This window comes from Acinetobacter sp. YH12200, assembly GCF_013418175.1.
GTDB lineage: Bacteria > Pseudomonadota > Gammaproteobacteria > Pseudomonadales > Moraxellaceae > Acinetobacter > Acinetobacter pseudolwoffii.
The window spans coordinates 1-16,771 of record NZ_VPCO01000018.1 but is presented as its reverse complement, the minus strand read 5'-3'; the positions used below and the strand labels follow the sequence as shown (position 1 = coordinate 16,771).

Sequence of the window (16,771 nt, the reverse complement as noted above, 5' to 3'; positions counted from 1 at the left end):
CTAAAAAATGGGTAATTGTCAGATCGAGTTTGGACTACAACACTTTAGCTCATCGATTTACCATACCGCTAATCTTCACACCATTTTCGTAAATCCAGCGATCAAACTGTGATACTACATTCCGCTTATTAATCCAAGTCAGCATGGTGCTTTTCATAAAGGCAGTTTACTTATAAACAGGGAAATTTCTAAACAATTCCCCTTTAACATGCTTAGGCTATTTGATCCAGAGTTCATCTTTTTGCATCATTTTTAACATTAAATTAAATATAACCAGCGGAGTAACATTTTTTTTGTTAGAGCCGACAACTCTTTGAAAACTAAATTTAACGGTTCGCTCAGGAGCATCCAAATTAACTGGGTAGTTTTGTTTTTCTAAATACAGATGATCTCCTAACATTGGCTCTATACCAGTAATAAAATTAACAATTTGTTGCTCATCACCTTTCATTCGGCATTGAAAATGTAGAAAATTCTTACGCAGTTTTCCAAATAATAATAATATTTTAAGCGCCTTAACCATGTTCTTTTCTTTCAGTGCATCTTGCTGCCTATCATCTTTATAATGAAAATCAAGGAGAGGAATTATTTCATCTGGACGAGTCAGTTTTTTAGCCTTTTCGTAAAGTTCATCAAACCAACTCTCTTCTAAATTCTTACTATAAACATAATTCGTTTTTAAATTAAATTTTTGGCGATCCATCCATTTAGTGCTCATCCATTGACATCGTTGCATCCATTCTTGAGCTTGGGTATCTTCGCTTAAACGACCTTCTCTAAAACTTATCAAACGTTGAAAAGGTGTCAGAGTACTCTTCTCTATACTAAACTTCTTTTCTTGTCGGCCAGCCATCGTAACTGGCTGTGTTTGCTGATAAGAATTAAACCATTTCTGCTGCTGAGTATAACGATTTAGGTTTATGTAGTCTGTACTTGACTTCACTGGACTAAAACACTGTTCTAATACTTTTTTTGAAATGATACACGGCGAATTATAAATTCGATCGACTGCTAATAAATCCAAAACATGAAGGTAATTTGAAGCCGTTTGCTCAATACTGCTATGCCCCATCCAAGAGGCGAGCACCTGCCATTTATGTTGAATAATCTCTTCTTGAGCACGTGCTTTCATACCAAACAATAAATCCCTCATCTTTTTTGCTTTTACCCAAGGACAATCTGTGTAGGTCTTGATCATTTCTTTTGAACCGAGCAAAGTTATTGCTAGATAGTTAGCAGCACTGTGGCGTAATGTATGAAAACTAAAGCCATGATGCATACCTAATATTTGACTAAACAAATCTACTGTAATTTTGCTGATACATTGATCAGTTAATACACGATGATTCACACTAAAAAGTAGATCATCCTGCTGATTAACCAAATATTGCTCATAACGATGTTGTATGTAACGTTGTACTACTAAAAACTCATGTTCTGACAATGCAATTTTCAATGGTATTTGACGATTCGCACTTCGCGTTTTCAGACGGCGATATGAATTGTCTTGGATATGAAGCGTGATATTATTAAAAACTGTATTTTCTTTTTCTTTATAAAGTAGCTCTGGGCAAATAATATCTTGTATTTTAAGACAACGAACTTCATTTAATCGAAGTCCAGTTCTATAACTTAGTAAATACATCAGCTTTAAACAACTCAGATGATCGACCCACTCTGATGCCGTTGGCTCTTGACTTAAATTTTCTAGTTTTTCCAATAATTTGCCAAATAGCAAAGGACTCACTAGCCGTGCATTGCAAATTTGTAAATGCTTAAAACTTGAATTCTGTAACACCAATACCCCTGGAGCATCATAATTCTCTATACAGAATTGATGAAAATCTTTTAGGCGACCAAAACGGTATTCTGCGCTTTGGTGCATCTTACGAGAGGTTTTTCCTTTCACCGAATCTCGTTGAACTGCTTTTTCATCACGTTCACTGCTGTATTTCAATAGCTGCCGATATAAATCCTCATAGTCATCTATGGATTGTTGCTTTAAATCTAATTTATTGAGCCAAATCTCAAATATAAATTCTTTGCCAAACGATCCTAAGTAGCTTTCAATAGTTGATAATTGAAGCCCTCGTTTTTTTAAATGCATTAACCAGTGAATTAAGCGTAGTTGAGCATCAATTAAAGACTTTTCCTCCGTATTAGCATCAACTATCTTCTCCTCTAACACCCTTCTAGTTTCTTGCCAAAAACGTAGCGTGCGTTCTTCTTTATTCCTCTTTTTATCTAAACGCTCAACTTTTTGACCTTTACGTTTCTTTTGACCAAACAACATCAACTCATACGGAATCGTTTGTAATTTGCTTTGAACAGTCGGAACTTCAGGAAGTAACTGCTCTTGTTCAAAATGAATAGGGCGATTATCTGGTTCTGTGACTTGATTGTAATCATTATTCCACAGCAATCTAAATTCGGATGGCCTTAAAGCAACAGTATTAATCTCTTGCTGAAGCACATTACTCAAAAATATATCTATGCTGAGGTTTGGATTAAATTCGAGTACCATTTGCACATCATTAAATGCACGAAATCCACGGCGTTTAATTTGATATTGCAGATCCCCAAGACTTTTTTTCCTGCCTATCTTACTCAAGCTTTCTAAAATACAATCTTCAACTGAATGTTGCAGACAAAATTCTTTCTGAGTAGCTTTCAACTTTTTTAAATATTGCAAAATGAACTGCGCATATGGGTTAAAAAAAACATGTTTCCATTGGTACAACTTTCCCTGTTCTACATCGTTGCCATATTGAGAGTTTTCAACACGATAATGTAGTAACAATGGATTAGTGATTTTTTTGTAGTCCGAATGGTATAACCGAAAACAATTCAGATCTGTACCAAGCTCAATGGCCTCCTGCAATTGCTTCTGAATAGCAATCAAATGCTGTTCATCTGCACAGCCTGAAATATATATAAAACTTAAGCATAAATTTCCCCATAAGTACTTTGGTTCATTCCAATATTCAAATGAATCTTGCCAATACTGCCTTAATTCCTTAAGTACATGGATATGTAGATGCCCCTGTTCTAACCGTGACTCTGTACTCTCAATTTTTCTAGGCAGTACGATCCGTTTAGTATGTGGATTTAGCTTAATTCTGTATGATTTTTTATCTACATTCTGGTTGAATTGCTTCCTTCTTTTATTAAATTCATCTTCAGTAAATTGCATCAGTTTTGATTGTTCGTCTCGGCTCAACTTTTGACTCAAACAATCAACACTATCTTTAATGTCATGCCATTTTTCAGCGATCTGCTGATCAAGTTTTTGCTGCATTTCTTTCGTCAATACTTCAGGTGGAGAAGGCTGTCTATCTAGCGACTTTTTCACCATTTTATGAATATCAACAAATAGATCATCTAGTTGTGGTTTTATTAGTTCTTTGATTTTTTGCATACAACTATTTTCGCTCTAAGTGTTTAATCGATAAAGATTTGACATTATCTTGCAATTGCTGGCGGGCTTGCTGTACATAGACATTCGGGATAAGTGAAGAATGCGGATGAAAAGCCTCTCGGTCACGTTGGTCATGACCATACAGGGCCTGAATTAAGTGAAAAGCTAATGCTGGTTTACCCTCTTGCTGCTCATGCATCAAAAAGTTCATGTCAAAATGACGTAACCAATTCGAATACATATTCTTTGGAAAGACTCCTTGCATATATGAATTCACCCATTTTCTCGATAAAGGGATTAACTTAATTTTCCTGCTCTGCCATTCTTTGACAGTTATCGGCAAGATATCTTTACTAAAAATGACCTTACCAAAAAGATCATTTACAGTTATCTTCTTCTTTGCAAAGACTTGTCTAAAAAATGAACCGTACGCTTCAATAATTTGTTCTAAAAAGGCAGTGTAATTTTGCAGTGTTTTTATGAAAAAATCAGATAAAGGGATAAAACGACCATCTTTTCTTGCTTTACTATTTTTTTTATCATTCACATATAAAAGCTTGAGCTCAACACAATAATCATCCAAATTCCCCAACAGGTTTTTTTTAGGCCGACTTGCCAAACTCAACAAACTGATATGCCACATCCAACACGCATATGCATTAAGTTGATTAATAATGTGCTTATCTTCTTGGATGTTTTCGTGACAATGTCTATGTAAAATATGGAATTGCTCTTTCACAAAATTGGGTTCAAGTGCCAGTTGGCTCCCTATCCTTCCTATAGATAATGCAGATTGTACTTTGAATTGTTGTTGCAATATTTTTAGTTCAGCCGTGTCTTCAGTAAAATGTGTGGAATGTGGTGTAAGTGCTTTTTCTAAAAAGGCTAGATATGTGCTACTGAGTTGAGTTTTCGGTAGCCCGCCATAATAGATACCAGGCATGTGATGCTGACTATCCCGCCCAGCAATTACATGAGCAAGATATTCATTATATGTTTCATAATATATATGAAAATATAATTGAGCCTGCAGTTTTTCTACAGTGATCGAACCTACAAACCGATTATCAAGCCAATTCTTAAGTTTCGTATTAATGTGTGTTGATGAAATTAGTGGATTCGATGCTTGTTCTATATAGTCAAACCAAGCAGAAGGTAAATGTAGTTGATGTGTCATCACTTCATTCCACCGCACATGATTTAAGCTCTTAATCTTCTGCTCTGTAATTTTAAGATTTAATTTGAGTAAATATTCGCGACGTCTACTTGAACCATTCTGGATCAAAATTCCATCTTGAATAAGCTCGTTAAAATCCATCAGTGCGACGGGTGATAATCCCGTCAAAAGTGACAATAAACATGCTGCAGCGATTGCAGCATCCCTCCAGTGCCCGGATAACTCGGTTCTCAACACATAAACAATTTGCTTCAGTATATCTGGCGCCAAATAATGTGGATTTGTAACAAAAGGAGCATGACGGCGCTGGCGATGCCGCATTAGATGCGTCGCATTATCGCTGAGTATATAATTTAAATTTTTAGACTTTTCATCTTCTGAATAAAACTCCATTTCAGGATCTAATAGATCAACTTCACCCTCTTCATCTTTGTGAAGAGCGGCATCATAAATACTGATCTTTGCGTTATGTCCAATATCTACTTGCTTACCCGTTTTAATTTCACGAAATTTTTTGAGTTCATTTTTCGTCGGCCATTGCAAAACTTTACTTTTTTTTGACTTACGCTGACGATGAACAACACGACGATCATCAAGTCTTTTAAAAATTATTAATAGAGCCGATAAATACTCTATGGCTTGTACTTGTTTGAAATCTTTAATATTAAAAAGTTGATTACGATCCTCCTTTTTCAAGTTACGTTCGTACATGACATAGCGATTTAGTAGCTCACTGCATTCTTGAAATAATTCAGCATGATTAGAATCCAGAACATATCGTGATACATAGCGAAAGAGATCACAAACATGTTTTTGCTTATTCTCAGCTTTATCAATTTTTGCAAATTCTTGATACTGCCGATATGTTAAAAAACTCGCTTGTAGAATCAAATAACGTTCAGACGACAGCTCTTGAGTATTACTAGTAGTCGGGCATGCAAAATAACTTAAAGAAGCTAGATAATAATATTTACCTAATTGTCTAGAACTAGATATATAGCCATATATCTGTTGTGCTTCCTTATATAGAGCATGGGCTTTTTCACGTAAATCATCTGATAGATCGACAAATTGTGTATTCACAACATGATTGCGTAATAAACAATAATCTTTTTGGAATTTTTCTGCTAAATCTAAGAATTGCTCTTCTGTTTCAATCTTTGGCATATTCGCTTTCGCTTAATTTTTTATCAAATTGCATTGGTTAAATTCATTACGATCTGAACAATTTGGTAAAAGTTGATCTTTTATTGAACTCTTTGTCAGCTTAAAAAATCTAGCAAAAAATTTAGCATCCAGCTCTTTCTGAGCTTTTCTCTCAAAGCACAAGTGTTGCTGTGATTTTTCGATAAAATCATCAAGATTATGTATCAACTGTAAGATTGCAACATAATTAGAATGTACACGTAAGCATGGCTCCGTTTGCATTAATAGCAATATTTTTTGCCAAATTTTCACATAGATTATTTTGAACTTTGCTTGTACTACTACTTTCTGGCTCTGTTTAATCTTTTTGATTTTCAGTAGTTCTGAGTTAATTTTTACTATCTTAAATTGAACATTTTGTCGCTCAAAGCAAAAGGGCATGATAAATTGCCCCATAAATATCTCTATATTTTTTACTAAATAGTCAAATTTTAACATTTTTATCGATATAAAAAATGAGCATATCTTTGTATATTAAAATTCATTTAATTTATCAACTAAATTTTCTCAAAATTACAATTATCAACAAATACATATGGTTTACTTATCATGGGTGGTCTAAATTTTAAAAATTCTTCCACTTTTTTTTAGTTTTCTGTTATTACATGAAACAATACCGTTGTATTACATTTTGAAATGCTGTGTATGCAGCATTGATCAAAAAGATTCTCTGCTATACTTACTTCACGTGTAGCATCAATGGAGTTTCGAAATGCTCAGAACCACTGAACAGAAAAAAAAATATATTCAAGCGACACGTGCGCAAAACTATCAAGCCAGCCTAAAGCTTGAAGGCATTACAACGACAGCTCAAACAACTCAACAAAGTAAAGCTGAAATCTTGCAAAAATATAAGAAGTATTCGCAACCCGAAACTTAGTCAGGTGCATGTATGGATAAATATGGGGAAATGGGTGACAGCCTGTATTGTTACCCTGGCACAAATATCCTAAAGAACAAACTCAATATTCATGATGAACAAATTTTAGAACAAGCTGAACTAGAACTGTCTGGATTGGCAAGTAACTTAATTGAATATGCTGAACCACCTTACGACTTACAATACTTAAAATCAATTCATGCGCAGCTCTTTGGCGACTTATACGACTGGGCAGGAAAGTTAAGACAAATCGATATTTCCAAAGGTGACACCCGTTTTTGTAATTTTTCCCGTATTGAAATTGAAACCAATAAACTACTCAAACCGCTTCAAGAAAAAAAATACTTTCAAGGCTTAGCAGCACAACAACTGATTCCTCAACTTGCCGACTTGTATTGTGAGCTTAATGTCATACACCCATTCCGTGAAGGTAATGGACGTACACAACGGATTTTCTTTGAGCATCTGATTGCTCATTGTGGTTATGGTATTGATTGGTCTCGCATTGACTCTCAACAACAATGGATTCAAGCCAATATTGAAGGTTTTTATGGTAATTTAAATCCATTAATTAAGATTTTTGAAATATGCTTTATTCAAAATACCTAAAATTTAAGTAGTCGAAGCCCACAATCCTTAATGAGCCATCATCTTTGCTTCAATCCACTGATTAATTTCCCAAATAAACCAACAATCACGATTCTTAGAAATCTTAATACTCTTCGGGTAATTTAGGATCGTAATATTCAGATTACTTATCCAGAATTGAATAGATCGTTAACTTAGATAGACTTTTAAGCAATGTAACTTGCCGCATGTTTATCAACATATGTCTCAAAAAAGTCTGCCCATACATAGATTTATGGCGTTTAGTGCTTAAATTTCAGATTAATCTTCGTCTGATGACCTGAATGGATGTTACAGATTACATGCAGGTGAATTACTCTGTGGCTGTATCATGGCTTTTGTGCAATCCAATCCATTTGATCCGAATGTTCTCTTTTGCAATAAAGCAGCCTCTTCTGCTTTTCCTGAACCAACGAACTATGTCATTGATTTGATTCAACCGACAACAGTGATGCTGAATCAAATCTCCAAAGAAGGGATTAAATGCAAGAAATGTGGTAAGAAAAAGATAGGGGATGGAAGTTATTATCCGTCTAATTGGAACCAGCCCATGAGTCGAGATCAGTTGAGTAAGAATCATTTTAAATGAATAAGAGAAGGATGGCTTACCTCACTTCTCCGAATAACAATGCTATGCTTTTCAACCAAGGTTATAAATTGGCAACTACATTTCATTCTTCTTCATGCTGGTCCTATAGCCTGTAGACAATTACTACATCATTTGCATTCAATGCTCAATACAGCCTGTCAGCAGAACCGCAGCGATACTTTTTTTCGTGCATACATGTAGTGTTTAAATCCATTCATTTTTCAATGATCCTCTGCCGTTTATCACATTTATGGTCGATCTTTAACCTTGTGAAAAATGCACATACCGATCCCTTCAAACTGTCAAATTTATGTATGCATGACATTTAAAGAAAATTATCTGATCAATTTTTTTAGGTAAAATTCATCAAGAAAAAAGTTATTATTATTCATAACATCACCAATAACCACATAAAAACAATAATTTAATAAATTATTCTTCCAATTTTTTTATATTTAGTGTTATTACCTCTAAATCCATGTTTACCACCTTCTATTACATAAGTAATTTAGAAGTATCCACGATATAAATTGCTTGCCCTCACACCTCTCCCCTCTCACGCCCAAAAAATTTATACTGAAAGGCAGATTAAGCCCGTTCGAGTTACATATAGCCGCATGCTATATTGAAAGCATTAAGAAAATATCCTCAATATTTATAGGATTTTTAAAGTATGAACTAATTTTCGAAGAACCCTTTCTAAGTAATGTGACCTATTAGGAAAAATGAAAATACTGAAATCTCCGTATCAACAATCAGTCAAAGTACATCCTGATGATTTTCTGTAACCGATACCCAAGGACTATACCTACCCTTCTGATGTGCTGTGCAACAAAGCCCTCCTTAGCCACACTATAGCTATAGATTAATTCCATTATTTTGTGATTTAATTAAATTATTCATTCTTAAGACCCAATTTAATGGATTTATATTTCACTAAACCAGAAGAAGTTGTGACTCTTTTAGGTGAGCGTTTACGTAAGCAACGACTCTTTCTGGAGATGTCTCAAGCTGAGGTAGCAGCACGCGCTGGTGTCGGCGTGAATACAGTTTCGAATCTTGAAGCGGGACGAAATGTATCTGTTGAAAATTTAGTCCGTATTGCAATGGTCTTGGGTCGATTAAACGAACTTCAGGAACTATTTAAACCTCAGCTTAACAGTGTGAATGACATTCTTCGCTATGAGAGTCAAAGTAAGCGCCACCGTATTAAGAGGAAGGGATAATGCTCAATAGACTTAATGTTTATTACAACGGTTGGGGCGAATCATGGTTATGGGGAACGCTGATTAGTTCAACAGCCACGACAGGTAGACCCACCATTGCTTTTGAATATAGTCCAGAAGCAATACAGCAAGGTGTTGAGCTCTCTTCTTACTTGCTGCCTTTAAAAGGTCTACCATTCAGACAAGGTTTTCCTACTCATCAAATGGGACTCCCAGGTCCAGTCTATGACGCTTTACCAGATGGTTGGGGCATGATGTTGATGGATCGATATTTCAAAAAAATTGGCTTAAATTCAGCACGAATTGGACCTTTGGAGCGTCTGACCTATATTAGTAGTCACGCAATGGGTGCCCTCTCCTTTGAACCTTGTGTTGCTGACATGCAAACCTCAGAAAATATCCCTTTACAACAACTGGCCCAGGAAGTTCAAGAAGTACTCAAAGGTGAAGGTGGTGAATTTCTACAGCATTTATTGGTCATGGGTGGCTCCCCTCAAGGTGCCAGACCAAAAGCGTTGGTTTACCGAGATCCTGTCAATTTAGAGTTTTCGACTCAAGATTCTGATCAACATGAAGCCTGGCTGATTAAGTTTCCTGCTCAGCAAGAGCATCCTGAAGTCTGCGCCATTGAAGCCGTCTATGCAGAATGTTTGCGACTTTGTGCAATTGAGACTCCAGATACCCATTTCTTTAATTTGCCCAATGGTTTAACGGCTTTTGCTTCTAAACGATTCGATCGTCAAAATGGTATGCGGATTCCAATGCAGAGTTTGGCTGCATATACAGGAGCAGACTATAAAGTTCCAGGTAGCCTAGACTATCGCAATTTTCTCCGGGCAACCTTGATGTGTACGCAAGATGTACGAGAAAGATTGCATGCTTTTAAACGTGCTGTGTTTAATGTGCTTTTCAATAATCGGGATGACCATACTAAGAACTTTTCATTTCTCATGGAGAAAAATGGTCAATGGAAATTGGCTCCAGCCTATGATGTGACCTTCTGCGAGGGTCCAGGTGGTTATCATCAAATGGACATTATGGGAGAAGCGCTCAATATTTCCCGAAATGACATACATAAACTCGGTACTTCAGAAGCTAATCTGACTACTCTAGAAGTCGATGAGATCATCTTGACCATGCGTGAAATTGCACTTCAATTTAGTCAAATTGCGCAGCGCCTGTATCCCCATCAAATTCGAGAATCTACCCTACAGATGATTCAATCACGGATTCAACAGAATATTGATTTTTTAACTGAAACCTAAGCGTAAATATAAACTAAGCGCCAACCATCAACTGCAAATAGACTTTGATATAGTTAGTCGCTACATAATCTGTAGAACCTGTGAATTAGCTCTCTTTATAATCACGAATATTAGATGGATCACCGCTAAGATATATTCTGCAAACGTGAAATCACTACATCCAGATCGAAAATCACTAAGAAAAAACTGTCACCAAAAAAAGGTCTGCACTATGGATAGATGCAGACCAAACTCTGGATAACTACCAGCACGAGAAATATGTCGCAATTTTGCATAGACATGAATTTGATAAAATCAGCCCAGAAAGCCAGAAATTCATAAAAACTATTTCATCAATCCCCTATAACTTAATCACGTTCATGGTCGATCTTAAATCTTGTGAAAAGTACTCATGCTGACCTAGCCAAACTGTAAAACTCATGTATTCATAGCCTTTAAATGAATCTTTCAATCGGTATATTTAAGGTAAAAACTAGTAATCAGAAGTTATTATCACCCCCATATAAAACAAGGATCAACTTAAAAACAATAACTTAGTAAATTATTCTTCCATTTTTTTTATATTTAGTGTTATTACGAAACTACAGCTAGTTTGTGTTAGCTATTTTGTACACTAATCAAATAATTTTCAGTGGCAGAACACACCAAAGAAATTAGAAAATATTATATGAATTAATATATTGTTAGATAAAGTTAGGAGATGGACTTTTATTATTTATTTTTCTTACGTTCAGCCTTGCGCTGTTCACTCAATTTTTGATGCTCCTCTTCACTCAATTTAACCTTAGTTTGGTTAAATGGTTTACCCAGTGTTAAGTTATATTTTTCAGCACCTAAAACACGTTTTGCTTCTTTCAGAATTACATCACGAATAAAATCATTCAAAGACTCACCAACGAATCCGGCTGCTTCTTTTAGAACTTTCTCTTCCTCATAATACAAAGGTACAGATGCTAAACGTCCGTGCTCTTTACGAAAGCGTTTCTTCACATCTTGGGTGTGTGGAGTGAGAATAATCTTGTACATTAAATTACGTGTGTATTCGACTTCTTGACCATTAGCATCATCTACAGTCGCTTCAGGATTCTCTAAAATTTCCTCAAGATCATCACCAAAACCTAAAGATGGTTTACTCTTATTTTTAACCATTATAGGATCTCCACCAAGAAATCATTAAATTCATCTCTAGCCTTAGAGCTACCCATTTCCATTACAGACAAGCCTTGAATCGTTGCATCACGGAATTGTTTACGATCACGGATAATGGTGTTTAATAACTTGAATTTAGGAAGTGTTCCTAGCAGTTCGATTGAATCTGCAACTTCAGTAGATCTTGTATTTGATGGAGCTTTATTAACAACCAGATATGGTTGAAGCTTTTCATTGACCTTGTGATAGGTATTAAATAATTTCAATACAAATGGAAGGACTTCAACATCGGCTTGGCTTGGTTGTGTTGGAACAATTAACTTATCACTGACTTGAAGAGCAGATCTAAATTCTTCACTGTCACGCCCAGCTACGTCTAATAAAACATAGTCATATTTCTTTTGAAGATCTAAAAGGATCTTCTTTAAATCACCAGTATGGTATTCAGTATAAACAGGATTTTGAGTTCTACGCTTAGACCATTTAAGAGCTGACTGTTGATCATCAGCATCAACTAGGACTATAGACCCCTTCTTACTCAAGGCTACAGCAAGGTTTGTAGCCAGTGTTGTCTTACCTACTCCACCTTTACGATTGGCAATGGTAATTATCATTTCTTCTTCTACCTAAATAGATGTAACAATAGCTCTATTGTATAAAGGATTAATATAAGTCTACAAGAATAATATTTGTTTATTTTGTAACAGGTTATAGATGTGATGTGCCGCATTAAACTGGGGGTGATACAGATTCTAAAGCACTAAACTATACGGGTTGATATCTTTTTATATATCTGGTTTTAATATTAATTTATGGTACGTTTCAAACTGTAAGCATCCGGTGAACCACCGCTTTTTCTAGCTATTCAATACCGTCCATAGTTTCCATTATTAAAAGTGCTGCATTTGCCCCCAGTAAAAGAAGAACTGAACCGCCGCCAGCAATCAAGAGACTGTTGCTCACATTAGGATTCTACTGCAGCAGATGCTCTAGATAGCTTAGTCTTTTGAATATCAAATATTACTCTAGTATAATTAAATGATCTGTATTGATGAAATCAAGCGTTCTCCAGCCCATGGACATGCATGCGGATATGGATACTGCAATGGCATAGGTGATGAGAGCCTTTGGCTACATCAAACCACATTGCGCTTATCTATTCTGTAATAAGCATGGCCATCGCATGAAAGTCCTGGTGGTCTGGCTTTGTGCCAGACGATTGGAATAGGACAAGTTCCATTGAGCTTTATCCACCAGAGTGAAACTGTAGCACTCAGCCTAGAAAATTACAGGGCTGATCCAGGGTAAACCCTGACAGCGTATTGGACTGCAGCAGGTGATGAATATGCTTTCTATAGAGGAAATCTTAACAATGTCATGACTTAATTGAACTAAATCTACAATCTCTTGGATGTTCATTTAATAGCTGTATTGTTAGAGGTATTAAATGATGTAAAAACTTGTATTTAGTTATTCTAATTACAACATTTTAACTATTTTAAAAGCAGGCTTTGTATTTAATCTAGTATCTTTAACTTTATACCATTTTTCAATATCAGTAGCTTTTGCTTTGTCAGGTATATTAAGTTCATTATAAACATCTTGAATACGAACTTTTATATCTGAACGAAGAATAACTTCATCCTTTTTCAAATTAAGTAAAGTCGGAATTTCAGTTGCATTATCCTTCTGTGCATCTTGAATCTTTAATGCTCTTTCAATTGGTAACTTTCTATATTCAAATTTTCTAATCGTGTCGTGCGTCAAAACATCATAAGCAGTTTTGAAATAGTCATCCTTTGCATCAACCAATTTATAAATTTTAGAATTATCTGCATCTCTTGCTTCACAATATTCTTTCATCGTTTCATAAAAGCACTGGCTATGACCTGATAAAAATTTAGCTACACCTTCAGGTTTATGAGCGAATGCTTTATGTTTTGTTTCATCAGTCAGTAAAGCTCTAAATGAGGCAGAATATCCATCTTCATTAACTTCAGCACCTGCAACAACACGTACCACATAAGTTGCTTCTAGTGCTTCGTATGCCTGTAATTCAGCTTTCAATGCAACGTCTGAAACATACAGTTCACCTTTTTCATCTTTGAATGTGTACTTGTCATCTTCAGCAGCTTTTCTTAATTGTTCACGTCCTGCATCTGACATTTTACCTTCTTTGATATCATTCAAAACGTCTTCGCTGTCTTGGATACGTTTCTGAACTTCCTGCATCCATTCTTCTTTTGTACAACTTGCAGCTTCAGGTAGATTTCCAACTAATAGATTAATGTGTTCATTATATTTTGTGTTTCGAATACGACCACAAATTTGAGGTACAAGTACATGGAAATCTACTTTTGTAGCATCACGGAGTCCATTAATGATGATGTAGGTTTGTCCTTCTTCATCGAAGATGTCTGCACCTTCAAAAGCAGTTGAAGTATACAGATTGATCTTTGCAGGGGCTGAAGTGATGTCACTGATCTTTGCCCATTTCAAGCCAAGCTTACTATTAAATGTTTTTTGGTTTGAATTTGATTTTGAACATACAACTCTAATATCGTCAGGATTAAACAGATTCTTACCTGTTTCCTTATCAACTAAGGCTTTCAACTTACTTAGGATAGATGCAATTTCTGTCACTGAGTTATAGAAGATATGAGCATTGCCTTCAATTGTTCCCATCAAATAATCATAGCACAATCCAAACAAAGCATTGTTTACACCTACGCCATGTTCAATTTTTTGAAGGTTAAATTTAACCGGTCTAACATCACCCCACTCGATTGTACATAGTGGTAAATGTTCGAGTGCTGAAGGAAAATATTCACGTTTTGTTGGTGTCGCTGTTAAGAAAACGTACGAACCAAACTTGTTATAGTTTTGAAGTACATATTCACAAGTAGCTGCTTTGAAACTACCTAAATTCACAAGTGTATGTGCTTCATCAATCAGTAATTTAAATGCTTTTGGATTGAAGCCTGGTGTTGTTAGGAGTTTTGGTAATGAGTCAAAAGTACAAACAATTTTTCTAGAACTTGAAGTGTCTTTTAAATATTCTGTTATTTCTTCTCTCTCGGTATCACCATACACGCCAATTAAATCAACAATTCCTTGGTTGTCTGCTAATTTGGATTTAAGTAGGTTAATGTAAGGAACGAGAACTACATAATTTTTTGCATTACGGATAACTAATGTTGTACCACCACAACCTGTAATTTGTTTATTTACATAACAGTTGTCTGGAAAATCCTTAATTAGATTTGAAAGTTTTTCGGAGCTATCACTAGCTATAATTGTTATTGTATTTGCTTGAGCATCTTGCTCTATTTTTACTGCATTATTTATTACTAAATCTTGTAAATTCATTTATCGGATTACCTAAATAGGTCTTAATTTTTAGTGTCATTTATATGTTGTCAGGATATGAAGTAGTGAGGGATAATCCTCTATCCTATGTGATTAACAGTATCAAAATTATAAATCAATGTCAACACTTTATTTCACACAAGTCCATTGTTTACTCTTTTTAAGTATTTGATTGATAATATTTCAATATAAAAAAGTGTAAAATCAAACTATACACTTTTTTAAGCATACCCCCCTTATCTAAGATAGAAAAGTGTAAGGGTTTCTCTTGGACATAGCATTTTGTCTTGAGATCAACTAACGCACTCTGTTACTCTCATTCTATAGTAAACTGGTTCAGTCGTTTGTTTGCTCAAACTATTACTCGGTATATCAAAATGCTAGCGCATTTAGCTATACGCTCGCAAAGTTTCGAGCTAATAAGATTTGATTGATTAGATAATTATTTTACACTTTTTTTAGAAATGAAAATTAAATATACATTTACTATAAAAACAATTGTTTACAAGAAATACTTTACACTTTTTTTCCCACAGCCCTTTATATTATACAATAAATTGTGTAAGAGCTTAGGCAGTTATCAACAGTTATAAATTCAAAGAGTTCTTTTAAAATAGTAAAACATAGTCCTAAGACAAAAGCTTGTCTTGAGTTAGATATAAATATAATAGTAATCAATTAGTTAAAAATTTTTATCTTAAAAGAAGAATTATAAAAATTAATTAACATTCCTTCTAAAGCTCTGACGAGCCTTAGAACTCATTAACCATCTATAAAACTCTACCCTTTCTCATTTATATTCATGTTCTAAGGAACATAAAAAATCATTTATTAATTTTGTAGAAATAGAGGTAACAGTTTAAAAACATGTCTTTATTCTATTGGACTGAATAGCCACCAAAATTCTAGACACATATATCCATCTTGATCCTCTCTCGCTTTAACAACTGAAAGAAACTCTCGGTAACAGCATTATAATGGCAGTTTCCACGCCGACTCATACTGCTTTCAAGATTATGATGCTTGAGAAATGTCTGCCACCCATGGCTGGTGTATTGACTGCCTTGGTCAGAATGAATCAGGACTTTGTTCTTTGGGTTTCTTCGCCACAAAGCCATCAATAATGCATTTAAAAGCAGGTCTGTGGTGATTCTGGATTTCATCGACCAGCCAACCACAAGACGCGAAAATAAATCAATCACCACCGCAAGATATAACCAGCCTTCATGCGTACGGATATAAGTGATTTCAGTCACCCACAGTTGGTTGGGATGAATTGGATAAATTGTCGGTCTAAAGTGTTTGCAGCAACGACAGCGGTATTACCAGCATGAGATCTAGGTTTACGATAACCCCGCTATGATTTAAGACAATTAGCTTTCATCAACCGATAGACCTGATTGATCCCGTAACTCTCACCAACATCTTTCAAATCACAGTGAATCTTGCGATAGCCAGATTCTAGCCAGAATTACCCAAAGAGTTGTTGCCGTTTCTTGGCAGTTTTACTGGTTGGTTGCTTTAACCTTTAACCATGCGTAATAATCACTGTGATGAACATCCAGAGTTGAACATAAACAACGGATCGGCTATATTTGCTGATTGTCCTGAATAAAGGCGTACCTCATTTGGACTGGCTTGCGAAGTACACCGCGGCCTTTTTTAATATGTCCCTTCCAATACGGCTATTGATACAGCTATTAAAACAGCAAAAACAAACGATAAAATATAAGCAATCACCTACTCAAAAAGCTCAACAACCAAAAGCCGTGAGCCAATTTGATTGCATGCCTTTATAGACCCTACCTCGTCTATCAACATCTAGGACCAGAACAACAACTTTATTCTCCATGACTTGATATACC

General features: G+C 35.3%; 12 protein-coding genes and 1 pseudogene. 5 read left to right on the top strand and 8 right to left on the bottom strand.

All coding sequences use genetic code 11. The features are described 5' to 3' along the window. Positions 1–49: 49 nt before the first annotated feature. From FTU90_RS16310 to FTU90_RS11695, 4 genes are read right to left on the bottom strand one after another with little or no spacing between them, the layout of a single operon-like run. Positions 50–157 (bottom strand): hypothetical protein, encoded by a 108-nt coding sequence (locus FTU90_RS16310; protein ID WP_372551473.1) that lies wholly within the window; start codon positions 155–157, stop codon positions 50–52. A gap of 60 nt (positions 158–217) precedes the next feature. Beyond that, entirely contained in the window at positions 218–3,418 is a 3,201-nt protein-coding gene (locus FTU90_RS11705; protein WP_002046149.1) for a site-specific integrase, read from the bottom strand. Between the two features lie 4 nt (positions 3,419–3,422). Continuing rightward, positions 3,423–5,762, bottom strand: a complete 2,340-nt coding sequence (locus tag FTU90_RS11700; RefSeq protein WP_002058482.1) for a hypothetical protein — start codon at positions 5,760–5,762, stop codon at positions 3,423–3,425. Positions 5,763–5,774: 12 nt separating this feature from the next. Beyond that, positions 5,775–6,239, bottom strand: coding sequence for a hypothetical protein (locus FTU90_RS11695; protein WP_000911011.1), 465 nt, complete (start codon positions 6,237–6,239; stop codon positions 5,775–5,777). A 274-nt stretch (positions 6,240–6,513) separates the two neighbouring features. Between FTU90_RS11695 and FTU90_RS11690 the strand changes: the two genes are divergently transcribed. The 5 genes from FTU90_RS11690 to FTU90_RS11670 all read left to right on the top strand — a co-directional run bounded on the left by FTU90_RS11690 (position 6,514) and on the right by FTU90_RS11670 (position 10,388). Further along, on the top strand, positions 6,514–6,681 hold the full coding sequence (locus tag FTU90_RS11690; RefSeq protein WP_002125865.1) for a YhfG family protein: 168 nt from the start codon (positions 6,514–6,516) through the stop codon (positions 6,679–6,681). A 12-nt stretch (positions 6,682–6,693) separates the two neighbouring features. After that, complete coding sequence (locus FTU90_RS11685) at positions 6,694–7,290, top strand: putative adenosine monophosphate-protein transferase Fic (protein ID WP_159138897.1); 597 nt, start codon at positions 6,694–6,696, stop codon at positions 7,288–7,290. A gap of 349 nt (positions 7,291–7,639) precedes the next feature. Next, positions 7,640–7,897 (top strand): hypothetical protein, encoded by a 258-nt coding sequence (locus FTU90_RS11680; RefSeq protein WP_004726728.1) that lies wholly within the window; start codon positions 7,640–7,642, stop codon positions 7,895–7,897. A 920-nt stretch (positions 7,898–8,817) separates the two neighbouring features. Beyond that, positions 8,818–9,123: a helix-turn-helix domain-containing protein gene (locus FTU90_RS11675; RefSeq protein WP_000366814.1), complete on the top strand. Its 306-nt coding sequence runs from the start codon at positions 8,818–8,820 to the stop codon at positions 9,121–9,123. After that, positions 9,123–10,388 carry a type II toxin-antitoxin system HipA family toxin gene (locus tag FTU90_RS11670; RefSeq protein ID WP_000934717.1) on the top strand — a complete coding sequence of 422 codons (1,266 nt, stop codon included), beginning with the start codon at positions 9,123–9,125 and terminating at the stop codon, positions 10,386–10,388. Before FTU90_RS11675 ends, FTU90_RS11670 begins: the two co-directional genes overlap by 1 nt. Positions 10,389–11,099: 711 nt before the next feature. Here FTU90_RS11670 and FTU90_RS11665 read toward each other — a convergent pair. The 4 genes and pseudogenes from FTU90_RS11665 to FTU90_RS16150 form a co-directional block, all read right to left on the bottom strand. Further along, positions 11,100–11,537 carry a hypothetical protein gene (locus FTU90_RS11665; RefSeq protein WP_100355857.1) on the bottom strand — a complete coding sequence of 146 codons (438 nt, stop codon included), beginning with the start codon at positions 11,535–11,537 and terminating at the stop codon, positions 11,100–11,102. Beyond that, positions 11,537–12,151, bottom strand: coding sequence for an AAA family ATPase (locus tag FTU90_RS11660; RefSeq protein ID WP_100355858.1), 615 nt, complete (start codon positions 12,149–12,151; stop codon positions 11,537–11,539). The genes FTU90_RS11665 and FTU90_RS11660 overlap by 1 nt, the downstream gene beginning before the upstream one ends. Positions 12,152–13,016: 865 nt before the next feature. Beyond that, positions 13,017–14,906, bottom strand: coding sequence for a DEAD/DEAH box helicase family protein (locus FTU90_RS11655; protein ID WP_100355859.1), 1,890 nt, complete (start codon positions 14,904–14,906; stop codon positions 13,017–13,019). Between the two features lie 914 nt (positions 14,907–15,820). Then, positions 15,821–16,573: pseudogene (locus FTU90_RS16150) on the bottom strand (IS3 family transposase); the annotation flags it as partial. Between the last annotated feature and the right edge of the window lie 198 nt (positions 16,574–16,771).